Raw genomic sequence first — 24686 nt, forward strand, 5'->3', positions numbered from 1 at the left:
AGCCTCCTTAAAAATGCTCATATTCCAATATGTATCAGAGTTCATAGGATCAGGTTTGATAAACTTTAGTTCATTTTCTTTCCGCCAAAATATACATCCTTTGGCTTGTTGAAGCTAAATCCCTCGTGCTCTGCCGTAAGAAGGTCATTGTCGAACACCAGGAAGTCGGCATCCTTACCGACTGTGATGGATCCCTTAGAAGCTTCTATACCAAGCTGCTTTGCACCGTTGATCGTAAATCCCAGCAGCATTTCTTCAATGTTCATTCTCTCATTTTCCGGAGGGAATATCGTAGAGCATCTTGTGAATTCATAATTTCTGGTCTTTTCGGTAATCTTTCGTGTCATGCCGACTTCCATACCAAGATATGGATTCCATGTCGTAAAGTCCATGAAAGTGATATTGTCGCTTGACCATGCTACCAGAGCGCCGGTGTCCCATATTGTTTTGCAGCGGAACTGCTTTCTGGAGCGTTCCTCACCGAGCCAGGTAGCACTGAAAGAAGTGTCCCCGGCGTGCCAGTGCGGTGTAAAATTCGCGATTACGCCAAGCTTCGCGAAACGATCAAGATCTGCGTCATCCTGAATCTCCAGGTGAGCGCAGGTTACTCTCACCTTTAAGCTGTCTCCCATTTCTTTTCTGGCCATCTCCACACCATCCAGTACCGTACGTGAAGCACGCTCTCCCACCGTGTGAAGATGAAGATCCAGACCCGCCTCATTGAGATTCTTCAAAAGTTCGCACATTCCCTCTGCGGAAAAAGCAGTAGTTCCAAGTGTATGGACATCCACATAAGGCGTAACCATAGCTGCGGTATGGATCTTCTGGGTACCATCCATGAAGATCTTCATGGTATGAACCTTTAAATGCTCTGTATTGTACTCATCCCGGAAGCGCTTCACCTGTTCCAGACCCTCCTCAGCATCCTTCTCTGCATTGATAACAAGGCTTCCGTCAATATAAACGGGGAGTTTTCCCTGTTCATCAAGAGCACGAAGACGTTTATAGACCTTCTCATGGAATTTCATATCCCCCGGAAGGCCGGCATCAAATACTGCACACACGCCATATTCGACTGAAAAATCGATCCAGCGTTGGAGTGCTGCATCAACCTGCTCATCGGTAAGTTCCATGGAACTGTCGAGAATGATAGGTACTTCCGCTGCGCCTTCAATACAATTTCCGGTTACATGTCCGTCCTTACGCACATAAATAGCAAGTCCAGGTATGGGATCCGGCGTATCATCTGTAATGCCATGCCGCTCAAGGATCTTTGAATTCACCCAGATACTGTGTCCCTCTCCTTCCTGGATCTGAAGCTCGGCATCAGGACAGATCGCATCGAGATCCTCCTTTACTATATCCTCACCTTTCAGAAATTTTTTCTCCATAAGGAATCTGTAGCGCTTCTGTCCGGGATTCTCTTTGATACGTTTGGTCATAATGTCCAATGCTTCCTGTTTGCCATCTGGCTCAATGCGTTCTCCCATATCGGCATACTCGAATCCGACCGGTATTGTAATATGCATGTGGCTGTCAATGATTCCCGGCATGATGAACTTTCCACCGAGATCTGTAACATCTCCATCATAATCCGTAAGTCCTGATTCATCGCCCACATAGACAAATTTGCCGTCCTTTACCACAAGAGCTGTTGCCTGTGGCTTGTCCTTGTCTGATGTGAAGATTTTCGCGTTCTTGATGATCTTGTCTGCTTTCATATCAATTTCCTTTCGCTATTGAATTTTTGTATGATAAAACCAAGTTACTTTCTATTCGATAAGATACGCATCTCCTCGTTTGGTCATGCTGTCAAAATGTCAAAAATCTTTACTTGCGTGCGGCGATGATATCTGTAAGGTAACAGGGGGTAAAGTACTTGTCCATGAACTGGTAGTAGCCGAGCAAAGGGAGCACGGCCTTGTACTGGTCGGCAAGAAGATCCTTCTTGATACGTATGTCACCCGGCCCGGCGATATCCAGGACGTTCTGTTCATCCGCCGAGTATGCCTTCCATTCGATCCGGTCGGTCGACGGGTTGCCGCAGCGTGCGAAATTGGTCCACGTCTGCAGAACCGCCGTGTAGATCTCATCGGAGATGTTTGTGCCGTTAAAGGCGCTGCTTGTCCCGATGTCACGAAGATTGAACACGAATATGAGCTCCACGGAATGTGCTGCACCTATATCTGGATTGCTGCCAGGGTACGACCAATAGTAGCAGAACGTCTTGTTGAATGCGCTCTGCACGTCTAGCTGCTGGAGCATCGGAATCCTGAACATGAGCTCATCTATGAACTCCGTCTCGATAAGTCCCGGTTCATGGAACCTGCAGACACGCTGGAACTCCTCGTAATACTTCTTGTCCTCTTCCTTCAGGTAGGGAACTGCGTCGCCCACGGCGCGCTGGGCGAATAGCTTTTGCTCTTCCATGCTCAGCATTGCGCCCTCTCCCATGAACAGCCTGGCCTCGTCGGCCGTACTGCCTGCCATGATGGAAATGTGTTTTGCGTAGCCCTTCCGGTACAGCTCGATGGGTGCCTCAGGGAGCACCTCGGTTCCATAGTATGGACAGGACGTGAACTTTCCGACCGCATCGACATACGCCTTTTGGAGCTCCTCTTCGGTCAGCGCCATGATGTCGTCCATGGTCTTGCAGCCGGTGTACTCGAGCAGCGCCTTAGTCTTGCCCTGAGCGGATTCGCAGTTGACCGGGAAGGCCAGGCCGGTGGAGCCGCTCTGTGCGATAACCTTCTGGAAATACTGGTTCGCTTCCTTCATGACTGGAAGAATGGATACTGAACCGCCGCCGGCGCTTTGTCCGAAGATAGTCACGTTGTCGGGATCGCCACCAAAAGCGGCTATATTCTCATGCACCCACCTGAGTGCCATTGCCTGATCCAGCAAACCGTTGCAGGGTGCCGTCTTGAAGTTTTCGCCGCCGGGTACCGACGAGAAGTCCATGAAGCCGTACATATTCAGGCGGTAGTTAATGTTCACCATTATGATGTCACTTTGTGCCTGAACAAGATTGGCTCCGGTATAGGAGATCTGCGAGCCCGAGCCGACGACGTACGCACCGCCATGGATCCAGACCATAACAGGCTTCTTTTCGGTCTTATCGTCGGCGTTGACCCAGATGTTAAGGTACAGGCAGTCCTCGGACATTAGCTTCTGTATGCAATCCTCATAGCCGAGTGAGCCGAAAGCACCTTTACCATAATACCTTGCTTCAAATACCCGGTCGCTCGCTTCCACATATTCCGGTGCCTTGAAGCGTCGCTCGCCCACTGGCGGCTTCGCATAGGGGATGCCCAGCCACGACGTTACTCCGTGATTCTCGGTTCCAACGAAGGTGCCGTTGACGCATTTCACGGCATGGGACTTGTCGTAGTCTCCGGTGATTTCGCTGTTTAAGTACTCGTACGGTTCGAAAATGGCCAGATCCTTAAATTCCCTTTTCTTGTCACTCATTGTTTTGGTCTCCTTTTCAATGATATACCAATTACTGCTATTTGCTGTCGGTAATCAGTCTTCCACAAATTTCAATAGATAATCCTTAAACTCTCCATCCAGAGATTCACAGGCTTGCTGAAGATTATCTTGCTTATGAGCTCTTCCACCGCTATTCCGACAGCAAAGCAAGCGACTATACAGGCAGGTCCTGGCCATTCCAGAAGCCTCGTAACTGTTTCTCCAAAGCCATATCCGAGTGCCGAAATAAAAGCGACTGCAAAATCATCGATAGTAAATAGTTTTTTCATCTGCATTTTCACCGCTAAAGCACTCTAAACACCAAATCAGACAGAGCTGATCTTTATACAGAGAAAACCTTCTTTCCCTCAAAATAGGTAGCCGCAGGCCTGGCAGTGTGTATATCATTTTCCGGACAGGAAAGCACATCCTTGTCAACGAGGAGGAAATCCGCATATTTCCCTTCACTTATGCTGCCCCTTTCTTTATCAATAAACATCTGCCTGGCACAGTTTATGGTAAGGGCCGTGAGAGCCTGCTCGCGAGTCAGGCGCTCTTCAGGCCACCAGGGATCTCCTTTCACAGTCGGATGTACGGCTGTGACCGCAATCTCCATAATGCCGAAGGGATCGTCAGGGCAGCCGCTCAATGCCGGATAATCCGAATGTGAAGACATATTGATGCCGTGATCAAAATAGGATTTTATAGGATAAGATTTGTCCTCCATGCCCGCAGGAACAATGGTCTTCAGCTTCTCAGACGCCCCGCTCGGCATATTATGCCAAAGTATCCCCGCAGTTGCATAGATGTTATGTTCTGCCATACGCTTCCAGTCTGTGTCGTTTACGTTACGCACATGCACAAGCGTATTGCGCATTTCATCCTTACCGCCGCTAACAAATGCACTGACAGCGCGGTTAACGGCCTTGTTACCCATCGTATGTATATGCATGGACATGCCTTTTTCGTTCGTCTTGCGGGTAATATCTGTAGTTTCCTCTTCCGTCCAGTTGACGAGCCCCTGGTGTCCATCGGGATACAGGGGATCCACAAATCCGGTACCGCCTTCCACAGTACCGTCCATGAAGAGCTTGACCCAGTTAGGCACTACGTGTGCGGAAGCATACTTTCTGGCCTCATCAGCCTCGGCCAGAGCCTGGTCTATGTTCATCCAGCTTTCAATTTCATAGCTTAAGCCCAAAATAAAGTGCATATCTCCGGCCTCGTCCACCTGACGGGCACCCTGATAGAAATGATCATTATAGAAATAGTTGCCCCAGCCGTCGATATACATCGTATAACCTTCCGAAAGCAGCTGTTCCTGAATTTTAGCCATAACAGCCTTCGCTGTTTCAACGGTATAGAGCCTGTCATTATCCAGGAAGGAACGCACAAAAGTTCCGGCCTGCTCCTTCAGGAATCCGGTAGGAGTGCCGTCAGTGTCCATCACGATCTCGCCTCCCCTCACTTCCTTCCTGAGTACGGTGCCGTCCTCCTTCATGATACCGGCTTTGACTAGACAAAGCGTGTTCACCAGACCCTTGTGTCCTTCCTCATCTGCAAAGTATATGGGAATGTCATCGCATATGGCATCCAGCTGTTTACGGGTGGGCATATTATCCTTGAAAAGCATATAATTCCAGCCGAAACCGAATATTGTCGTTGCCCCGGTGTCCCTCGCCTTCTTCACCGCAGCGGGAAGGATCTCTGTGAGAAACTTATCCGCATCATCATTTGCTCCAAGGATTGTACCTACTGACTGCAAAGCATAGCCCATCGAATAATGAGCATGTCCATTGCCGCAGGAAGGCATCACAAGACCTTTTCCGGTATAATCCACAACCTCCGTCCTGCCTTCTTCAACAAAGGCCTCGGCTCCTTTCCTGTCTCCCGTATAAATATATTTTCCATCCTTTACGGCAAACGCCTCTACGATCCGGTTTTCTTCAGAAGTGAAGATCTTCCCGTAAACCACCAGATCCGCTTTGTTTTTTTCAATATCGCTGCCTGCCATTTTCATTATCAGTCCCCTCTCAATGTTTTTTTGTTATTTCATTATGTCAGGATCAAAAGCCGATATCCGATATCAGTTCACTTTCTTTCCTGTTATATATACTTCCTTCGGCATATTATGACTGAAGCCCTCCTGCTCAGCCTCAAGCAGGTTGTTATCGAACACCAGAAAATCCGCGTCCTTTACCACCAGCGCCGCAGCTTGCGGGTTATCCTTATCAGCCGTAAATATTTTTGCGTTTTTGATGATCATGTCTGCTCTCATCATTGCTCTCCTCGTTATCTGATGTTCCCTCCACCGAGGGGTGGTGGGAACAGGAACACGTCGAAATTGCGGTTCTCTCCCGATCAGGGATCCGGGCTTCCTCCTTAGGATTTCTGCTCGCGTTCTGCCACGATATCGAAAAGGTAGTGGGGGGTAAAGTACTTGTCCATGAACTGGTAGTAATTAACCAGAGGGAGCACGGCCTTGTACTGGTCGGTCAGAAGCCCCTGTTCGATATGCATGTCATCAGGTCCTGCAATGACCAGGACGTTCTGGTCGTCGACCGAATACGGCTTCCAGTCGATCTTATCTGTCGACGGGTTGCCGCAGCGTGCGAAATTGGTCCACGTCTGCTGAACGAACTTGAAGATCTCATCGGCGATGTTCGTGCCGTTGAAGGTGCTGTTCGTCCCGGCGCCGCGATCGTTGAACACGAATATGATTTCCACGGAATGTGGGGCGCCCATATCCGCAAAGCTGGCCGGATACGACCAGTAATAGCAGAACGTCTTGTTGAACGCGCTCTGCACGTCGAGCTGATTAAGCATGGGAACCCGGAACATGAGCTCATTGATGAACTCCGTCTCAGCAAGCCCCGGCTCCTGGAACCTGCAGACCCGGTAGAATTCCTCGTAGTACTTTTTGTCCTCCTCCTTCAGGTAGGGGACTGCATCGCCCACGGCGCGCCGGGCGAATTTCTTTTGCTCTTCTATGTTCATCTCCGGGCCCTGACCCATGAACAGCCTGGCTTCATCGGCCGTGCTGCCTGCCATAATGGATATGTGCTTTGCCAGACCCTTCTTATACAGCTCGATGGGCGCCTCGGGGAGCACCTCCGTTCCGTAGTAGGGACAGGACGTGTACCTGCTGACCGCCTGGACATAGGCCTCCTGAAGCTTCTCTTCGGATAACGCCATTATGTCGTCCATGGTCTTGCAGCCGGTGTACTCGAGCAGCGCCTTCGTTTTGCCCTGCGCGGATTCGCAGTCCACCGGGAAGGCCAGTGTGGTGGAGCCGCTCTGGGCGATGACCTTCTGGAAATACTGGTTCGCCTCCTTCATGACCGGCAGAATGGAGACCGAGCCGCCTCCTGCGCTCTGGCCGAATATGGTCACGTTTCCGGGGTCACCGCCGAAAGCGGCTATATTCTCGTGCACCCACCTGAGCGCCATAGCCTGATCCAGCAGGCCGTTGCATGGTGCCGTCCCAAAGCTTTCGCCGCCGGGCACTGACGAGAAGTCCATGAAGCCGTACATGCTCAGGCGGTAGTTGATGTTCACCATGATGATGTCACTTTGTGCCTGGACGAGGTTGGCTCCGCTGTAGCAGGCCTGGGAGCCGGAGCCGTCGACATAGGCCCCGCCGTGAATCCAGACCATCACCGGCTTCTTCGCGGTCTTGTCATCTTCGTTTACCCAGATATTCAGATAGAGGCAGTCCTCGGCAGCCTGATTCTGAACGTAATCTCCTCCCTCGCTTTGGCCGTAGGATCTCTTTCCGTAGTACCTGGCCTCGAAGATACGGTCGCTCTCGTCCACGTATTCCGGTGCCTTAAAGCGGCGCTCGCCCACGGGCGGCTTCGCAAAGGGGATGCCCAGCCACGACGCGACCCCGTTCTCCTCGGTTCCGACGAAGGTGCCGTTCACGCACTTCACTGCATGGGCCTTGTCATAGTCTCCCGTGATTTCGCTGTTTAAGTAGTCGTAAGGCTCGAACCTGATTAAATCCTTGAATTCCCTCTTCATGTCACTCACTGTTTTGTTCTCCTTTCTGTATTGCCCTGTTTTCCACGAAATCAGAATTTCGCCCCAACTGATGCCACGCCCTGATATCAGATGGAGTAGTATTTGGTCAGGTCATAGGTTCTCTCCCAGTCAAGGATCTTTCTCACGGCTTCCTTCTCCGCATGAATGTCGAACTCATCGAAGACCATCACATACCTGTCCTTCAGGTCGTACATCGGCCACTCATGCGCTTTGCCATCGGGAGAAATGTCCGCCGTAAGGGACGGGTTGCCGGTCTTTGCGAACTGGACCCACATCCTGCGCAGGGTCTTACAGAAGGTTTCATCAAGCGCCCTCCCGGTAACGAGAGTTTCCTCCGGATGATTGAATACGACCGCAAGCTCGATACCGTGTCCGCTGCGGATCAAAGGTGTTCCGGATTCCGGCGTAAAGTAATAGGTAAAGTGTCTTCCCCCCGCTTTTGTCTGACCTTCAGACATCTTAAACACCGGCGCTATAAAACAAATCTGGTCAAAAAACCGGCTGTCGCTGCTGTATTCCGGACTTACATCCTTCGCGTTCCCCAGATAGCTCTCCGCCAGTGCCTTCTCATCCTCTGTCATTTGTGCCAGCTTCTTTTCTCTTCGGTCACTGGCGAACGCATCGTAGGCTTCCACCCCAAACCCCCACACGAAATAACCCATTTCATCCTTGTTGAAGCCCTGGAGTATGTCCACATTCTTCGCAGCCCCGTCCTCGTAAGCTTTATAGGGATTAAGGGGTATTATCCTTCCGTCACGCTCCGCCCAGGTACGAAGGTTGAGTGCGATTCCCGCTTCATGTAAGAACTTTTCTACTTCAACCTTCTGCAGATCAGCAACGGTTTTGCATCCGAGGATCTCCATCACTTCATTCGTACAGGCAATGGATTCCTCCGTAGACCGCGTGAAAACGGGAGTGCCGCTCTCGGCAATGACGCGGCGGAAATATTTCTGGGCGCCATCGATCAGCGGAAGCGATGTCACGCTTGCGCCGCCGGCGGATTCACCAAAGATCGTCACATTTTCGGGATCGCCGCCAAAGGCAGCAATATTCTCATGAACCCACTTCAATGCCATTACCTGATCTAAGAGCCCCAGATTCTGGGCATCCGGATAGTCCCCTCCGTCCGGAAGGTGGGAGAGATGGAAGAAGCCAAAGACACCCAGGCGGTACTCGACGGAAACCAGAATGACATCCGGATTCTCTTTGACGAAATTTGTCCCCTCCTCCCGCGGTTCAGCAGTCGACCCGATCTCAAAAGCACCGCCGTGGATCCATACCATGACAGGCTTTTTCTCTGTTCCCGCATTCTCTGCCTTCCATACGTTCAGATACAGACACGCTTCACTCTGAGGGTAAAACGACCCCACCTGACCGATGCTTCCCTCCTGACGGGGGATCTTTCCAAAGTAATACGCCTCATACACGCCGTCATCGCTCACGCAGTCCACCGGTGCTTTCCAGCGAAGCTCACCCACGGGCTGTTTCCCAACGAAGGGAATGCCCTTGTAAGCAATGACACCTTCCGACTTCCTGCCGATGAAGGTGCCGTTCACGCACTTTACCGCCAGCGACTTGTCATAATTTCCGTCCGTGATCTTTTTGTTCTCGCCATACAGCGCCTGTACTCTCTCTGCTGCCTCCCTCACTATGTTCTCGTCATTAGTAATACCTGCCGCATTATTCTCAGCACCCATTTTATTATTCTCCTTTCTGAAAATGAAATCTCTTTTTCTTAAAATATATTTTTAGGTTTTGAATATGTTGTTTTTTCTGATTTTTCTTAATAAGTCGGCTACAATAGATGTAACTTGACACACAGAAATATTATATTGGAAATAACGTTAAAAAACCGTAAAAAAACAATTTACGAAAATATATTTTAATCGAAATCATTTTTTATCAAGCTTATATTTCCAAATTTTAGGAGGATTATAGTTGGATATTCAGACTTCTTTATCCGGTAGGAAATTCGGAACTTTTCAGAAGATTTGTTTTGGAATCATGTCTTTCCTGACCCTGTTTTGTATCCTAATGTCGGTAATACATAATGTTTTTCGCGACAGCTATATATTGCTTATCAATAGTATATGCATTATTAGTCTTGTATTTATGACAGTGTTAACCGGAATTTTGGCATCAAAAAAAGAAGAAACTACATTACCCAGGCGGTATTTCATGCTGTTTCTTCTTAATCTTTATGCCGGAGCCTTTTTCCTGACACTTGTGTCCTGTTTATATCAAATCCCAAAATATGCTCAAATCATCAGAATACTTTATACCCTGTGTTACTTTTTTGTAATGCTGGTCTTTTGGACTCTGTGGCTTTATCAGAAACAATTTATCAGAGAATCTGTTGTGACTCATGCCGTTACTGTTTTGATAGCTTCAGTAGTTATCATTTACACATTTATACTCGTCATTAATCTGTTTAAGCCTGTTATTTTCAGCATAACGGATCAGAGCGGTTATTCGTATATGATTAAGGATTATTTCAGTGTTGCTGCATCATGTTTCTGCCTCTTGCTTTTATGTGTAGCCACCTTTACATCCAATCTCAGCAGAAACCGGAAATTCTCATTTTTTTGCTGTGTTTTTTTCCCCTGTCTTTTTTCAACAATTGCCATAAATCATGAACTTTTTAAGTGGGGGATTTATATCTTGGGGTTAGTCAGCTTTACAGTAATACTGCCGCTGTATCTTATTTTCTTTAATGCCCATGATGAGCTTGAAAATGACATTCTGCGACATGAAAAAGAACAGACTCAGCTTAGGGTTTCTGCCATGATGTCTCAGATGCAGCCACATTTTTTGTATAATTCCCTTGCTGTTATAGAGGCCCTTTGTGAAGAGGATCCAAAGCTTGCCGCTGAGGCCACCAATGCCTTCTCTAAGTATCTCAGGGAAAATATGAATTTTGCAGATAAGAGTAAACCTATCTCGTTCTCAGAAGAACTGAATCACATAAAGACCTATGTCTGGCTCGAGGAACTGCGATTCCCAAACAAATTAAGGGTAGAATACGATATAGAATGTGATGCCTTTCCTGTTCCTGCACTGTCGGTACAGCCCATGGTTGAAAACGCAATTAAGCATGGTATCTGTAAGACCAAATCAGGCGGAACGGTAAGGATTCGCTCTTCTGAAACAGATGCATTTTACTGTATCTCAGTTTCAGATGATGGAGCCGGGTTTGATGTACAAAAAACCATCGACGACACAAAGCTTCACCTGGGCATAAATAATACCCAGTCCCGCCTCCATGACATGGTAGGAGGCAGCCTGGATATAGAAAGTGTTCCCGGAAAAGGAACCGAGGTGACGATTAAGATTCCGAAGAATTGATGGGACCAGGAGACAGAGTTACTGTTTCATGGATTTGTAGCTTTGTCCCTATAACGCATTCAGCCAGAAATAATATTAGCCCGAGCCTGCAATGGTTGTTCGCTGGCTCAGGCTTGTTTTATTCTGACATATGTTTTCTAAGTTTCAAGTCGGAAGCGTGTCGCTTCGGCCCAAGGGTACTGTTGCATATATGCACCTTTATATCGATTCAGAACCATAGGTTTTCCGTCAAGATAATCAAAATAATCGCATCTGACCTTTGATTTGTTTATTCCAAGGTTTCCCCAACCTTTGATAAGAATATCTTCTTCCCCGATATCTGAAAGAACCTTGATAAGGTCTTTTTTTACAACCCTGATATAAGAGTCGGCACTGCCGCGGAAAATGCTGTCGCAGATATCTGAGGAGGAACAAACTGCCCCTGCCTTATCAATAAGATAAGCCAGAAGTTCTTTAGAACGTTTTGTAAATGAAATGATGGGTTCACCATCATAGAAAACCTCAAATTCACCAAAACAGCGGATATACAGCCCCTGCTCAGTGATCTTGCTAAGGTTGGTCTGACGGAGCAGAGACAGAGCGTGTTCAATCTTCTCTTTGGTAATAGGCTTCATGAGATAATCACTGGCTCCCAGTTCAAAGGCCTGAGTGGCATAGTCACTGTAACCCGTGCAGAAAACAATGTCACAGCAGGGATGAACAGTTTTGATGCGTTTAGCCAGGTCAACACCGTTCATTTCACCGATAGCAATGTCAAGAAATGCGATATCAGCATCTGTCTCAGGTAAGATATCAAGCACATCGTCAGTATTATCAAAAGCCAGAATTTCAGCTTCAGGCAGAGCATCATGTATGCGATTAGTCAAATGTTTTAACAGGATGACCTCATCCTCTACAGCAAGTACCTTCATTTTTGCATTTCCTTTCCCACTTAATGCATCTGATTTTCAAAATTGCATATCCCTGTCACTTATGATGTCGAGGAAAGCAGTATTTCCGACATCTGTAATGTTGTAGGCATTGACAGCGGCAAATACAGCCGCCATGATCGTCAGTACAACATTCTTCTCGCCCAAATAGCTCATCTTCAGAAAATAGGTTTCAAATACAGATCCTAACCCGTTTCTGAAATCCTGTAACCACAAAAGATAACTGATATCCATATGTTCCCCTCTATATTAAATTCACTTTATTCCGCTTGCAGCCTTAATGGCTGCCAGCAGACTGATACTGGTCGCTCCGGCCTCAAAACCAAGCGCCGTAATTTTCTCCGGATCGCCACTAAAGCCTGCGATGTTTTCATGAACCCATTTTAAAGCCATAATCTGATCAAGGATTCCCAGATTCTGGGTGTCGGGATAGTCCGCACCATCATCCAGGTCTGCTTTCTTATTCTGCTTTTTTAGAATATTTTTCTGAATACTTTTCTGTGATCTCCGTAGGCAGCTCAAAATGCTGGTAATCCTTCCGATCAGTCCAGTCGCCGCCCCACTCGAAGCCCTTTTCCGTAAAAAGTTTGTAACAGAGATCATCTTTTTCTATCTTGTAATCAAAGTCCTTTGATCTGTTAAGATAAGGTTTTCCTGTAGCCGGTTCTATCACTTCTTTTTCAGAACCGTCTTCATTTTTCACGATCTTATGATAGGGATTATATAAGGTGTTGATATCCACTGCCATTCCAAGTCCGTGCTTTGAGATTCTATTCGTGTGTGATATAAACCTGAAATTAAAGCAGGAGGAGTTGTTATCACGCATCATGATCTCATCATTAGCCATATAATTATCAGGAAGCACCATACGTTCTATGGGGTAGTCAGCATCATAAAGTTTCTCGAAAATCTCAAGTACATCTTCGGCGATAAGCTTATGAACCACCATTTCTCCCTGATGGGTGTTGCCGTCCTTATCTTTGTGCAGCACCAGAAGATAGCGGAGATCTTCACGGGGAACAATGCAATCATCCTTATAAGTATTACCACTCTTCATCCGGTCAAACAGATCATCTGAGATTAACATAAGGAGAACGGCTTTTTTTGACATAGGGCATTTCCTTTCATTCTTGTTTGTCTCATATAATTCTACATAAAATCGCACTACAAATATCGGCAATTGTTTGACATTTTATAAAAAATTAAAAAAAACCCATCGGGGACGAATCTCGCCGGCGAAATCCGTCCCCGATGGGGTTGACATTTAACTTTATTTGATTATTACTTCACCATGAGCATGCGGAACATCTCAATTACCTGCTCTTTTGTAGCCTCACGAGGATTTCCGGGATAGCATGCATCGTTAAGTGCATCTGTAGCAAGAGTATCGAGGTCCTCTTCCTTGATCTTATCAAGAGTCTTAGGAATTCCTACATCCTCTGAAAGCTTCTTTACAGCTTCGATAGCGGCATCACGATACTGATCCTGAGTCATATCGTCTACACCCTTAACGCCCATAGCTCTTGCAACCTCTCTGAGTCTCTCACCTGTGTACTCACGGTTGAATTCCATGGAGATAGGAAGGAACATAGCGCATGCTACTCCATGAGGTGTGTCATAGTGAGCTGAAAGTGTATGAGCCATAGCGTGATCAATTCCGAGACCAACATTGGAGAAGCCCATACCTGCGATGTACTGACCGAGAGCCATTCCCTCTCTGCCCTCTTTCTTATTCTCAACTGCATCACGAAGATTTGAAGAAATAAGACGGATAGCCTCAAGATGGAACATATCTGTCATTTCCCAAGCTGCTCTTGTGGTATAACCCTCGATGGCATGAGTAAGAGCATCCATACCGGTTGATGCTGTAAGGCCCTTTGGCATTGAAGACATCATCTCAGGATCTACAACAGCAACGATTGGCATATCGTGGGTATCTACACAAACGAACTTACGCTCTTTTTCAACATCAGTGATAACGTAGTTGATGGTAACCTCTGCAGCTGTACCTGCAGTTGTAGGAACAGCGATGATAGGAACGCAAGGATTCTTTGTAGGTGCAACACCCTCAAGAGAACGAACATCTGCAAACTCAGGGTTTGTAATGATGATTCCGATTGCCTTTGAAGTATCCATGGAAGATCCGCCGCCGATAGCAACGATGCAGTCTGCACCTGACTTTTTGAATGCTTCAACACCGTTCTTTACATTCTCGATGGTTGGGTTTGGCTTGATATCTGAATAAATCTCATATGGAATCTTTGCTTCATCAAGAAGAGTTGTAACCTTTCCTGTAACTCCGAACTTGATGAGGTCAGGATCTGATGCAACAAAAGCCTTCTTGAAACCGTTGTTGTTTATCTCATTAACTATCTCCTTGATGGCTCCTGCTCCATGATAAGATGTCTGATTAAGTGAAATTCTGTTTGCCATAATACGCAATCTCCTTTAATTGTGAATATCTATGTGTTAAAAATTTAACACGTTCTTATGGGAGTATTCTACATCTTTAGAATGCGTAATATAAGTTACAGATTTTCACTTTTGTAACATCTTAGAGAATATTTATTTTTGAGAATTGATCTGCCAGCGCTCCCGGCATGGCATCTATCATGAGATCGGCAAGTTCCTCTTCCGTTTCCTGCATGCCCTTCAAAAGCCACTGAACAGTCATATAAATGGAGGCCTGACAATACATCTCCAAAAGCTTCCGGGTATGTTTGTCGGGAGGTGTGCCGGTTTTTTCTCTGATAAGGGAACAGTAAAATTCATAGATCATTATGAAGTCATGTTCCTTCAGATTATTCTGCTCATCTCCTTTGAATCCCGCAGAAAAAAATAATCGCTCTTCCCTGATGTACTGGAACTTCTTTATGAGACCGTCACGAACGGTCTCTCCTTTTCCCATCTCCTTGAAGGATTGCTTTAATATGCGATCAAAGTACCAGTTTATAAGGTCGTATTTATCTATAAAATTCCTGTAGAAGCTCTGCCTCGAAACACCGCACTTCTCAACTATCTGAGTCACGGTAATGTTCTCGGGATCTGCACTTTTCATACATTTCTTCATGGCTTCCGCAAGCCTTAGTTTAATTTCAGCCATAGTTTGTCCTGTTTTCGAATGGATTTCCATCGGGGACGGTTCTCGCCGGAGTGAACCGTCCCCAATGGATACAGAGCTTTAATATTGACCGGCATATTCATTTTCATTTTGTATGTTCATCATCTGAAGCTGTTTTTTCTGAATATACATTAAGAGCTTTTCACGCCCTATCCAGAAAATACAAAAGGCCATACCATATAAACCGATCATCATTGGATTTATCGATAATAATATGTCCACTATCCTATCTAATATTTGGATATGGAACATTCCGACTCTGATCATATTTTTCATTAATCCCAGTAAGAAAAATAAAAAATAAACGATCACCATCAGATTCCAGTAAAACCCTTTTTTATAATAGATATTTGTGATCTTTTTATCTTCCCTTGAAAGCAGGGCGTACTGATCTAACAAAATATACGCGATGGAAAGGGACGTTATGGCCACCCAGCTGTATTCACTGTAAGATCCCGGGAGGGTTCCTCCGCGCTGCATAATTGAAATAAAATTTGCTATCAGTACAAGGGCAGAAAAATATCCTGAGAAGGTTCCTGACGAAATGATCATACAAAGTAATAGCAGTAATTTTATCCATGAAAATCCCGAGCTTATCATCAGGTATATACCTGCGCAAAGTATTACAAAAGTTGTGAAACCTGTATTATTCTTAAATACATTTAAAACGTATTTCCCTAAACACGCTGCAAGAAATATATATTCCCATAAAGAGAGATCGATCATCATATCGGGGGCCAATGTCAGCTTCCAGGCAGCAGCACCAAATAAAAGCATTATACTTCCCATAACAAGGGAACTTCTTTTATGCTCTATTTTAAACCCAAGATTGGCGTCATACATCAGTTTTTCGATATCAATAAGCATATCATCCATTGACTGATATCTGTCATCGGGGTTATACATACATGCTTTTGCTATCACAGAATAAAAATCTCTTGAAATATTGCATTCCGGTTCGGGCACAATATATCCGGGAGTATACTGCATGCCTGAGTTCACATTATATGTATTTGAATCAGGGAATTTAAGATTATTGGACAGAACATACAGCATCATTCCAAAAGAATATATATCTGCCGTATTGTCGTATCTGTCCTCTGATGATCTTACTTCAGGCGCAGCATAACCTTTTGTGAAGGCAATGGTTCCTGCGAATCCGTCTTTGGTTTTTTTGGCAATTCCAAAATCTCCGAGTTTATACTGCTTTTTTGTTTCTGAATAAAAAACGTTTTCAAGCTTAACATCTCTATGCAAAACGTTATTGTTATGGGCCTTTTTTAACGCAAGTCCTATCTCATAAGCCAGTTTCAGAATTTCTTTTTCATCGCCATGTGACAGTGCCTCAGGCAACATCCTGATGTTTCCGCTTTTTGTTCTTGTTATAACAGAAGGTATTTTTTCCATTACAACAATTTGCAGCTTTAAGGTTGTTCTCGAAACAGTTTCCGGTTTTTCCTTTACAGCAGAAACTACATCATCCTTTTCGTCCAGAGTTACCCAGATTTCTGTGTGATCATATATTTTTACAACGTAATTCTGAAAATCACCGATATCCTTTTGTACCTGAACGGATTCTTTGAAGAATTCAGAATCGGAATTATGATTTCTGAATCCCATGATCTTCATTGCATATTTTTTCTTTTCAGATGAACGGGACATAGCTTCATAAACTTCTGAGGATCCACCTCGCCCCAATAGCTTTAATTGCCCCTGTTCCCGGCAAAGAGCATACTTAGGGAAAGGAAGCTGCATCTCATCTAACTGTATAAGGATTTTAGCAATATCTTCACTCGTCCAAATGTTCATCTGTATCAGCTTCCTCTGTATCTAATAATCCGTAATTCCAAAGGCAGAATATCTCTGCGGCGAAAATTCCGATTCCGGTTCTTATAAGGTGGATATGTTTTAGGATATCAGGGATTACAAGTACATTAAAATGTTCCAAAACCAACAGTATTATTCCTGCTATGATCATTAATGCCCAACTTTTTTCCATTATCCAGCCATTTTTAGTTGATTCAAAATAAGTCGCTTTATTATAACTGATCCTGAAAAGGATGTGGCAATTAATAATATAAGTTAAAAAAACCAGGATAAGCCACCCCAGATCCCACCTGCTGAAAATATTTAACCATTCAAATCTTCCCGTTAACATCTGAGCAATCCATAATCCCATTCCGATTGAAAAACCTGCCGTAATAGCCGACATCCCCAGCAGGACGGCGAAAATAGCAGCAATCTGAGGAACATCGATGCCCAGACAATGCATAGAAAACACCGCTATACCTATAGTGATAAATCCAAACTCTGCATTAAACTCTTTAAGACGCTGCAATATTGATTCAACAAACAACGCTACCGGTACGATCCAGAATTCCCATCTTCCGATATACGATGCTTCAGGAGATAATGCTTTTAAAAGTAACAATGTCAACAGAGCCGTATACACCATTCTCCAATTACTTGAAGAGGTATACGACTCATTTTCTGCCTGTATTTTCTTTTTTCGTTCTTCTCTGGTTAGTTCACTGTCATCTTTGTTCAGCCATGATGGTTCTTCTTCTGTATCCGATGGCTGATCTTCTTCATTTGTAAAGTCGTGATAGGTTTCTGTTTCTGAATCCTGTATATCCATATAGGTTTCAGTTTCCAGATCATCATACTCTGTGAATCCCTGATCAGTGTAGCTTCCATCAATCCTGCCTATATCCATGAGAACTTCTTCTACAGACTGGTATCTGTCTTCCACATGGTAGCTGCACATTTTTCTTATTATTCCGGCCATCTCCTGAGATGAGTTTTTCGGGGCAGGAACGATAAAATCCTTAGAGTACTGTATGATATTCGGGCGATATCCATCTGAAGCCGGAAACCGTAATTCATTTAATAACAAAAAAAGAGTTATTCCAAAAGAATAAATGTCAGCAGTTAAATTATATGATTCTAAAAGCTGACGCTCGATTTCAGGCGCACCATAGCCGTCAGTAAAAACTACTGTTTCAGCCTCGCCCTCACCCACGTACCTTGCAATGCCAAAATCCCCCAATTTGTATTGCCGGGTTTTGGGATCCCAGAATATGTTTTCAAGCTTTACATCTCTATGTAAAAAGCCGTTATTATGAACCGTAAAAAGTGCTCTGCCGATATTTTCTGCAAATCGGATCACACCCTCTTCTGTTTTCAGCTCATCTCTTAACAGCTCTGTGTTTCCGTACTTATCCTTAGACAGTATATTGTCCAGCTTTTCCATAAGAACAATCTCAAGAAGAACTCCTTCGGATTCCTCATAGCCTTCCTGATTTACTCCTATTACAGCTGTTACTTTCCCGCTCTCATCCAAATGAAGTTTCATTGTCCATAGGGCAATAACCCTCATTATGTTTTCTGACTGCTCACTCAAAAAATACTGGATCTGAGTAGTATCTGAAATAAGCTGCTCATTCGCGGCTTTATTACTGAGGCCTATAACCTTTGCTGCATAATGATTCTCCGGCGCCAACAAATCAAACATTTCATAAACATATGAAAAACCGCCTGCACCAAGTAGTTTGAGTTCATTATTATCTTTTACAAACCGATATCTTGGATCTATAAACTGCCTTTCCTCCAGCTGAAGAAGCAGTTTATCAATTCCTGACTTATCTAAGCCAAGCATATTTTAAGTACCTTTCCTGTTTTATAAGCCGATTACTTCGACATCACCGGTCAAATATGTTAAATCGTCCATATAAATTGCAATTCCGGTTTCTTTTTCAAACACGAAACCTTTTTTCGGGGAGTCCATGGTGATACTGTCTTCTCCTGAGATGAATTTAAGTTTTTGATATCCTTTTGAATCAACAACTCTCCAGCCGTCATCAAAAGATTTTGTGACAAACATTCCCCAGATTGTTTTGCAGTTTATGATCTCTTCTTCTCCGCCGCCAAATACAAATGTATCTCCATCATCAAGCATAACAGGTCTGATTCTGCCATTTAACCCGGCTTCTAAATGTCTATGATTATATACAGTCCCGTTCTTGCCCTTGTAGTCCAGGTAAAACCATATTCCATCCATGTTTTGAAATTTTCCGTGTTTTCGGCTTATTGTTGTCGAATGCAGTTTGATATCCGGAACATTGTCTTTTGAAGGTCTTCCCAGTTCCCAACTGCTCTTGTTATCTAAAGCATACGAGAAAAGCTGACCGTTTTCTATTATAATCAGGTTGTTTTCTTTTTTTACATGTATCATCATCCATCTCCGGTTATTATGTGATAATAGACTCCACCTCCGGCAGGGTAAATTCTCTATCTCCCCTGCCGGGTCAGATTGTGTGACAGGGAGCCACGCATCACATATATTAAATAATCAGTAATACATGCTCTCCTTATATGCCTTTCTTATAGGAATGATAGGAAGGAATATAAATGCGTAAATTGCAATAAGGAAGGAGAAAGCAAATGTAGGAATGTCATAAGGGAAAGGAGCAATAAACCAACCCCACTTTGCAATTCCACCGGCCATCTTAATGGCAGTTAAAAGACCTCCGAAAAGGTAGGAAATCAGGCCTGTGATAAATCCGATTACTAACAGGATGCCACCCAGATCACCTGAGAAATTATATGCTGTAATCCATCCTAAAACTGAAAATACTGTTCCTGCTAATGCGATGTACTGTGCGGTTCTTAATCTGTTCATGATAAATCCTCTTTTCTTTTTGTGTTTTTGTTTTTTGTTCCTCAGCTCTTGCTGATGATCATATAATACACTCAAAAGAAATTATCATTTTCAGATGAAGTTTACACCAGTTATATCATAAAAAAACCGCCCGGGGAAATATCCCGAGCGGTTTTTGGTCTCATATCACAGCTCTTCGCCGTTTGTCTTTATTACATTCCTGTACCAGTCGAAGGACTTCTTCTTTCTTCTTGCAAGAGTTCCGGTACCGTCATCGTATTTCTCAACAAAGATAAATCCGTAACGTTTTGCCATCTCTCCTGTTGAAGCAGAAACCAGGTCGATACAGCCCCAGGGTGTGTAGCCCATGAGGTCGACGCCTTCCGAAACGGCCTTCTTCATCTCCTCGATATGCTGACGGAGATAATCGATTCTGTAGCTGTCGTTAATGCTTCCGTCCTCTTCTATCTCATCGTAGGCACCAAGACCGTTCTCCACTACCATAAGAGGAATGTGGTATCTGTCGTAGATTTCATTAAGTGCAAATCTGAGTCCCTGAGGATCGATCTGCCAGCCCCAGTCGGAAGCCTTAAGATAAGGATTCTTAAGTCCCGCAATGAGGTTTCCGTCAGATTTCTCATTCTCGGGATTTGCACTTATGCAGTTTGTCATGTAGTAGCTGAAGGTATAGAAATCAATGGTTCCTGCTTTGAGATCCTCAAGGTCGCCATCCTCAATCTTCAGCTTAACATTGTATTTGTCCCAGATGCTCTGTGCAAATGACGGATATTCTCCTCTTGCCTGAACATCTGAACAGTACCAGTTAACTTCTCTCATGTGCTCCTGATTTAACAGAACGTCATCAGGCTTACAGGTCATAGGATATGAAAGCACGAAGCAGATCATATTTCCCATCTTGAACTGAGGGTAATGCTCATGTGCATACTTTATCACACGGGCGCTGGCAACGAACTGATGATGAAGAGCCTGATAGCGCTCCTGCGGTTTGTCCGGAACCTTGTTTACAGGTCCCTCAAATCCCTTGATGGTTCCTGTAGAAAGAACTGCACCGAAGGGCATGGTGCCTGCATTGATCTCGTTAAATGTAAGCCAGTACTTAACCTTATCCTTATATCGCTCAAACAGCACGTGGCAATATCTCTCAAAGAGTTCGATGAGCTCTCTTCCCTCCCAGCCGTTGTACTTCTCTACAAGGTTGAATGGAAGCTCATAATGAGAAATAGTTACCAGAGGTTCGATGCCATGTTTTTTACAGCAGTCAAAAAGCCTGTCATAAAACTCAAGGCCCTTTTCATTGGGCTCAGTCTCCTCGCCTGTTGGGAAGATACGGGTCCAGTTGATGGAAGTACGGAAGCATTTGAATCCCATTTCTGCAAAGAGGGCAATGTCTTCTTCGTAGTGATGATAAAAATCTATTGCCTCATGTGAAGGATACAGTGTGTCAGGCTCTATTGTACGGGTTACTCTCTTGGGAGTCTTATGACTTCCGTTTGTACACATATCGGAAACGGAAGCGCCCTTTCCGTCGAGGTTCCAGGCACCTTCACACTGGTTGGCAGCTACTGCGCCGCCCCATAAAAAGTCTTTTCTCAATACTGACATATAAACTCCTTTTCTAATACAACAGGCTGAATGTCCAGCTCTGATGCCAATGTTTCTATGTATTCACGACGCCGTCTTTCATGAGATTTACCGGCGGCATCGTGACCAATGTCTCTAAAAGTACTCTGCTATTAAACTACTGTCAGAAGGTTGTCGCCGTTCTGTACGTTTACGCTGTCTGTAGCCTTTACTGAAACATAATCCTCTGAGTTAGTAACAATGATCGGTGTGATGATCTTCTTTCCGGCCTCTTCAATAGCCTTAAGATCAGCTGTCATGAGAAGGTCACCCTTTTTAACGTGAGCACCTTCAGTAGTCTTGTACTCAAAGGGTGCACCATTAAGTTCTACTGTGTCTATTCCTACGTGGATAAGAAGTTCAAGTCCGTCATCTGTTGTGAATCCGATGGCGTGCTTTGTGTCCATCATTGAGGTTACAACACCGTCAGCAGGGGCATAAACATTACCGTCTTCAGGAAGGATAGCTACACCTTCACCAAGTGCTCCGGAGGAGAAGCCTTCATCAGGGATCTGAGCCATGCGAACTACCTTGCCTGTTAAGGGAGCTGAAATCTCAATTTTCTTTACGAGGGGCTTCTTGACGTCCCATAACATAGGATTATCTAGAGAGATATTCTGACGGCTTCTTTCAATGCTTCCTGCCATGTGATCGCAAAGGGGAAGTATGATCCTGTCTGAGACATGGATATTACACTCTTTTCTTGCGTATTCAAGAACATCTTCAGCAATCTCCCAGTACTCATCGGGGATTTCCATGAAAAGTTCCTGAAAGTGACGGCTTTCCGAAGCATTTTCCGGGATAAAACGACGTTCAATCTTGTCTTCTTCCAGGCAGTCACCGTTTTTTTTCTGAAACCCGATACCCTTTCCCTGACAGATTGACTCATTCCCATTCTCATCACGGACCAGCACCATATTATTATTAAGTGCTTTAACTACTTTCACAAAAGAACCTCCGTCAAAACAGGAAATACAGAGACAAAAAAAGACAGGGCATACGCATACAAAAATACCGAATCATCTACAGTCAGTATCATCTGCGTGAGCCTTGCCTGCCTTACCAGTCACAATTCACGATAGCTAGTTTAACAAATGACGCTGTGTTTGTATATCTGTACAGTTATACAATTTTGTAGATGTGATTTTGGTAATTTCGCACAATATGATCTCATGGCAACAAAAAAATAAGTATAAGAACAAGGATTGTTGTTGTAATAAAAAAGTTATAAATAAGACATCATTCTGTTATAAATCCATCTGGGCTTGTCGAAATATCTTTCATATACGTGGAAAAATTACGCAGAAGTTATGACATCGTGTCAGGTGATTTTTTTCACATGAAAGGAGCGTAAATGAAACGAATTTCAAAAATCTTAAGTCTCATATTAGCTCTGTGCCTCATAAGCAGTCTGACACTGCCTTTGGCATATGCAGCCAATGAGAAAAAGAACGAAACGACTCAGACAGAAGAAACCAATGCCACCGAAGAAAAGGCATCACCCAGTGAGCTTTCCAGAGCTCAGGCTGAGTGGGACGTAATGGTCTATCTCTGTGGAACCGATCTTGAATCCGTGGGCCAAATGGCCACCACCAACCTGGAAATGATCAAAAATACTATTCCGAACGATAGTGTCAATGTCCTGATTCAGACAGGCGGTACAAAGAAATGGCACGCCAAGGAAACTGTCGGCATAGACATTTCCACAGAAAAATTACAGCGCTGGAGCTATGGTGAAGGCGGTTTCAACCTTGAGGAGGAACTGGATAATGCCTCCATGGCGAAATACACAACCTTGTCAGACTTTATCACCTGGGGTGAAAAGAAATTCCCTGCAAAGAAGCACCTTCTCATCATCTGGGATCATGGCGGCGGAAGCTCAACAGGTCTTGTGGTTGATGAATTACATGACAAAGCCATCATGAGTCTGGAAGGCCTCGAAAGAGCGCTTAAAAAATCCGGTGTTCATCTTGATCTGTTCATGACAGATGCCTGCCTTATGGCTTCCCTTGAGACAGCTCAGGCAATCCAGCCTTATGCAGACTATCTGATCGCATCGGAAGAAGTACTCCCGGGATATGGCAGCAATTACGAAGAGTGGCTCCAGTCTCTCTATGACGAACCTGAGAGCGACGCTCCGCGTCTGGGCTCCAACATATGTAATTCCACCGAGATCATGTACGCCGAAAAAGGCGATGACGGAAGTCTGAAGGGTCTTACCTTCTCTGTCATAGATCTGAGTAAGATAGCTCCTGTAGCAGAAGCCTTTGAGGCATATATGAAAGAAGCTGTTTCCCTGGTTCCGGACCCCGTTGCCTTCGGACAGTATCTTAATGCCGTAAGCAAGACCGACAGATATCAGGAACGTAATATGTGGGATATTTATGATCTTGCACGCAGAGGACAAAAGGGCGGTATTTCAAAGAATACTGTTAAGAAGCTGGAGAATGCAGTCGATGCTGCGGTACTGACCCGTGTCCGCGGATCTTACCATCCATATGCTCACGGCTTATCTGCATTTATTACCTACAACGGTACAACCGATAAACTGGATCGTTTTGCAAGAACCTGTAAGAATCCATGGCAGCTGGCATTTCTTGATGCTGTAAGTCTGAAGTGGGATGCTCCGGAATGGGCTTGTGAAGTTACAGGTGAGATACCTCAGCTTAAGCCGGAACTTTATACAGTGAAATTTGAAACTGAAAATAATAATGATAACAGCCAGCACCTTGTTCACATCAATTCCGGTATCGATAGCGGAGGATCCATATGCTACGAGATCCAGAGCTTTGATGAAGAATATCAGGAGTGGCATGATCTCGGACAGAGTGAGGACGTGAAGCTGCTCAGCTATAATGACAACGCCCTTACATATACTGCAGATTTCACAGGAAAATGGCCGGCAATCAATGACCAGTTCCTGCATGTGACCACCAAGGACGTTCAGGGACATACTGTACTCATGCAGGCAACCGTACGAGTACCTGAGGTCAACCCCACAAAGCTCATGAAGCTCAGAATCCAGGCAGAATATCCGGAAGGTCTGTCAAATCAGATTGAAGAAGAAACTGAAGCAGATGAAGATGAAGATCATGTAGTTCTATATCAGTTTGCAGGTCTTTGGGACGGTTACGATTCTTCAACCGGCCTCTCGGACAGAAATACTTATTCCATACTTGATCTTGCAGGATTACAAATGGAAATATGTACTCCTATATACAGCAATTATCTGAACAAGATCGGTGACATGAGATACAATCCTCCGATGACCCTTGACTTCGACATCGACGTTAAGGATACCGTGCTTCCGGAAGGAAACTACAGAATGCGTTATTCCATCAATGATATGCTGGACAGAACCTATACTACAGAGTTTGTAAACTTCACCTGGGACGGCAGCAAGGCAGTATTTGATCCTCCTGTTAAGACAAGTGAAGAAAGCGGTTCAAAAATGATTATCCGCAGCTGATGACAA

At 44.7% G+C, this 24686-nt stretch carries 22 protein-coding genes; 2 read left to right on the forward strand and 20 right to left on the reverse strand.

All coding sequences use genetic code 11. The features are described 5' to 3' along the window. Nucleotides 1-65 precede the first annotated feature (65 nt). From T357_RS0108290 to T357_RS21430, 8 genes are all read right to left on the reverse strand, one after another. Nucleotides 66-1721, reverse strand: a complete 1656-nt coding sequence (locus T357_RS0108290; RefSeq protein WP_031550864.1) for an amidohydrolase — start codon at nucleotides 1719-1721, stop codon at nucleotides 66-68. A gap of 109 nt (nucleotides 1722-1830) precedes the next feature. Further along, the gene (locus T357_RS0108295; RefSeq protein ID WP_031550867.1) at nucleotides 1831-3471 is read right to left on the reverse strand and encodes a carboxylesterase/lipase family protein; all 1641 of its coding nucleotides are present in this window, start codon (nucleotides 3469-3471) and stop codon (nucleotides 1831-1833) included. 71 nt (nucleotides 3472-3542) lie between these two features. Further along, nucleotides 3543-3761 (reverse strand): hypothetical protein, encoded by a 219-nt coding sequence (locus T357_RS0108300; protein WP_031550870.1) that lies wholly within the window; start codon nucleotides 3759-3761, stop codon nucleotides 3543-3545. A gap of 53 nt (nucleotides 3762-3814) precedes the next feature. Next, entirely contained in the window at nucleotides 3815-5491 is a 1677-nt protein-coding gene (locus tag T357_RS0108305; RefSeq protein WP_031550874.1) for an amidohydrolase, read from the reverse strand. Nucleotides 5492-5557: 66 nt separating this feature from the next. Beyond that, on the reverse strand, nucleotides 5558-5752 hold the full coding sequence (locus T357_RS0108310; protein ID WP_139297876.1) for a hypothetical protein: 195 nt from the start codon (nucleotides 5750-5752) through the stop codon (nucleotides 5558-5560). Between the two features lie 101 nt (nucleotides 5753-5853). Beyond that, complete coding sequence (locus T357_RS0108315; RefSeq protein WP_242840083.1) at nucleotides 5854-7494, reverse strand: carboxylesterase/lipase family protein; 1641 nt, start codon at nucleotides 7492-7494, stop codon at nucleotides 5854-5856. An 86-nt stretch (nucleotides 7495-7580) separates the two neighbouring features. Beyond that, complete coding sequence (locus tag T357_RS0108320) at nucleotides 7581-9212, reverse strand: carboxylesterase/lipase family protein (protein ID WP_031550883.1); 1632 nt, start codon at nucleotides 9210-9212, stop codon at nucleotides 7581-7583. 792 nt (nucleotides 9213-10004) lie between these two features. Further along, the gene (locus T357_RS21430; protein WP_175456435.1) at nucleotides 10005-10142 is read right to left on the reverse strand and encodes a hypothetical protein; all 138 of its coding nucleotides are present in this window, start codon (nucleotides 10140-10142) and stop codon (nucleotides 10005-10007) included. A gap of 34 nt (nucleotides 10143-10176) precedes the next feature. Here T357_RS21430 and T357_RS21435 point away from each other — a divergent pair, with 34 nt between their 5' ends. Then, entirely contained in the window at nucleotides 10177-10860 is a 684-nt protein-coding gene (locus T357_RS21435) for a sensor histidine kinase (protein ID WP_175456434.1), read from the forward strand. A gap of 137 nt (nucleotides 10861-10997) precedes the next feature. Here the strand turns inward: T357_RS21435 and T357_RS0108330 are convergent, their stop codons facing one another. From T357_RS0108330 to T357_RS20220, 12 genes are all read right to left on the reverse strand, one after another. Continuing rightward, nucleotides 10998-11771, reverse strand: a complete 774-nt coding sequence (locus T357_RS0108330) for a response regulator (protein WP_031550890.1) — start codon at nucleotides 11769-11771, stop codon at nucleotides 10998-11000. 36 nt (nucleotides 11772-11807) lie between these two features. Further along, nucleotides 11808-12023 carry a hypothetical protein gene (locus T357_RS21440; protein ID WP_031550892.1) on the reverse strand — a complete coding sequence of 72 codons (216 nt, stop codon included), beginning with the start codon at nucleotides 12021-12023 and terminating at the stop codon, nucleotides 11808-11810. Nucleotides 12024-12044: 21 nt separating this feature from the next. Next, nucleotides 12045-12311, reverse strand: a complete 267-nt coding sequence (locus T357_RS21710) for a carboxylesterase family protein (protein ID WP_031550895.1) — start codon at nucleotides 12309-12311, stop codon at nucleotides 12045-12047. Beyond that, nucleotides 12250-12900: a M15 family metallopeptidase gene (locus T357_RS0108345; RefSeq protein ID WP_031550898.1), complete on the reverse strand. Its 651-nt coding sequence runs from the start codon at nucleotides 12898-12900 to the stop codon at nucleotides 12250-12252. Before T357_RS0108345 ends, T357_RS21710 begins: the two co-directional genes overlap by 62 nt. A 170-nt stretch (nucleotides 12901-13070) precedes the next feature. After that, nucleotides 13071-14222, reverse strand: coding sequence for a lactaldehyde reductase (gene fucO, locus T357_RS0108350; protein ID WP_031550901.1), 1152 nt, complete (start codon nucleotides 14220-14222; stop codon nucleotides 13071-13073). 121 nt (nucleotides 14223-14343) lie between these two features. After that, complete coding sequence (locus T357_RS0108355) at nucleotides 14344-14892, reverse strand: TetR/AcrR family transcriptional regulator (protein ID WP_090815225.1); 549 nt, start codon at nucleotides 14890-14892, stop codon at nucleotides 14344-14346. A 78-nt stretch (nucleotides 14893-14970) separates the two neighbouring features. Further along, entirely contained in the window at nucleotides 14971-16719 is a 1749-nt protein-coding gene (locus T357_RS0108360; RefSeq protein WP_031550907.1) for a protein kinase domain-containing protein, read from the reverse strand. After that, complete coding sequence (locus T357_RS0108365; RefSeq protein WP_031550910.1) at nucleotides 16700-18568, reverse strand: protein kinase domain-containing protein; 1869 nt, start codon at nucleotides 18566-18568, stop codon at nucleotides 16700-16702. Before T357_RS0108365 ends, T357_RS0108360 begins: the two co-directional genes overlap by 20 nt. A gap of 21 nt (nucleotides 18569-18589) precedes the next feature. After that, nucleotides 18590-19144, reverse strand: a complete 555-nt coding sequence (locus tag T357_RS0108370) for an FHA domain-containing protein (protein ID WP_031550913.1) — start codon at nucleotides 19142-19144, stop codon at nucleotides 18590-18592. Between the two features lie 117 nt (nucleotides 19145-19261). Continuing rightward, a complete protein-coding gene (locus T357_RS0108375; protein WP_031550916.1) occupies nucleotides 19262-19591 on the reverse strand; it encodes a hypothetical protein in 330 nt (109 codons plus the stop codon). 165 nt (nucleotides 19592-19756) lie between these two features. Beyond that, nucleotides 19757-21193, reverse strand: coding sequence for a 6-phospho-beta-glucosidase (locus tag T357_RS0108380; protein WP_031550919.1), 1437 nt, complete (start codon nucleotides 21191-21193; stop codon nucleotides 19757-19759). A gap of 131 nt (nucleotides 21194-21324) precedes the next feature. Next, nucleotides 21325-22158 carry a glucose PTS transporter subunit IIA gene (locus tag T357_RS20220; protein ID WP_049962352.1) on the reverse strand — a complete coding sequence of 278 codons (834 nt, stop codon included), beginning with the start codon at nucleotides 22156-22158 and terminating at the stop codon, nucleotides 21325-21327. A gap of 407 nt (nucleotides 22159-22565) precedes the next feature. Between T357_RS20220 and T357_RS20225 the strand changes: the two genes are divergently transcribed. Next, entirely contained in the window at nucleotides 22566-24680 is a 2115-nt protein-coding gene (locus T357_RS20225) for a clostripain-related cysteine peptidase (RefSeq protein WP_031550926.1), read from the forward strand. Nucleotides 24681-24686: the final 6 nt, after the last annotated feature.

Origin of the sequence: Oribacterium sp. FC2011, from assembly GCF_000701645.1 — a bacterium.
Taxonomy (GTDB): Bacteria; Bacillota; Clostridia; order Lachnospirales; family Lachnospiraceae; genus Oribacterium.

Excerpts from the sequence above, each read along its gene's own strand:
- T357_RS21430 (WP_175456435.1), bottom strand. The coding sequence starts at position 10,142 with ATGGCAATTGTTGAAAAAAGACAGGGGAAAAAAACACAGCAAAAAAAT.
- fucO (WP_031550901.1), bottom strand. The coding sequence starts at position 14,222 with ATGGCAAACAGAATTTCACTTAATCAGACATCTTATCATGGAGCAGGA.
- T357_RS0108320 (WP_031550883.1), bottom strand. The coding sequence starts at position 9,212 with ATGGGTGCTGAGAATAATGCGGCAGGTATTACTAATGACGAGAACATA.
- T357_RS0108300 (WP_031550870.1), bottom strand. The coding sequence starts at position 3,761 with ATGAAAAAACTATTTACTATCGATGATTTTGCAGTCGCTTTTATTTCG.
- T357_RS0108305 (WP_031550874.1), bottom strand. The coding sequence starts at position 5,491 with ATGAAAATGGCAGGCAGCGATATTGAAAAAAACAAAGCGGATCTGGTG.
- T357_RS20225 (WP_031550926.1), top strand. The coding sequence starts at position 22,566 with ATGAAACGAATTTCAAAAATCTTAAGTCTCATATTAGCTCTGTGCCTC.
- T357_RS0108290 (WP_031550864.1), bottom strand. The coding sequence starts at position 1,721 with ATGAAAGCAGACAAGATCATCAAGAACGCGAAAATCTTCACATCAGAC.
- T357_RS0108375 (WP_031550916.1), bottom strand. The coding sequence starts at position 19,591 with ATGAACAGATTAAGAACCGCACAGTACATCGCATTAGCAGGAACAGTA.
- T357_RS0108310 (WP_139297876.1), bottom strand. The coding sequence starts at position 5,752 with ATGATGAGAGCAGACATGATCATCAAAAACGCAAAAATATTTACGGCT.
- T357_RS0108330 (WP_031550890.1), bottom strand. The coding sequence starts at position 11,771 with ATGAAGGTACTTGCTGTAGAGGATGAGGTCATCCTGTTAAAACATTTG.
- T357_RS0108365 (WP_031550910.1), bottom strand. The coding sequence starts at position 18,568 with ATGCTTGGCTTAGATAAGTCAGGAATTGATAAACTGCTTCTTCAGCTG.
- T357_RS21440 (WP_031550892.1), bottom strand. The coding sequence starts at position 12,023 with ATGGATATCAGTTATCTTTTGTGGTTACAGGATTTCAGAAACGGGTTA.
- T357_RS0108315 (WP_242840083.1), bottom strand. The coding sequence starts at position 7,494 with ATGAAGAGGGAATTCAAGGATTTAATCAGGTTCGAGCCTTACGACTAC.
- T357_RS0108295 (WP_031550867.1), bottom strand. The coding sequence starts at position 3,471 with ATGAGTGACAAGAAAAGGGAATTTAAGGATCTGGCCATTTTCGAACCG.
- T357_RS0108355 (WP_090815225.1), bottom strand. The coding sequence starts at position 14,892 with ATGGCTGAAATTAAACTAAGGCTTGCGGAAGCCATGAAGAAATGTATG.
- T357_RS0108370 (WP_031550913.1), bottom strand. The coding sequence starts at position 19,144 with ATGATACATGTAAAAAAAGAAAACAACCTGATTATAATAGAAAACGGT.
- T357_RS0108345 (WP_031550898.1), bottom strand. The coding sequence starts at position 12,900 with ATGTCAAAAAAAGCCGTTCTCCTTATGTTAATCTCAGATGATCTGTTT.
- T357_RS0108380 (WP_031550919.1), bottom strand. The coding sequence starts at position 21,193 with ATGTCAGTATTGAGAAAAGACTTTTTATGGGGCGGCGCAGTAGCTGCC.
- T357_RS0108360 (WP_031550907.1), bottom strand. The coding sequence starts at position 16,719 with ATGAACATTTGGACGAGTGAAGATATTGCTAAAATCCTTATACAGTTA.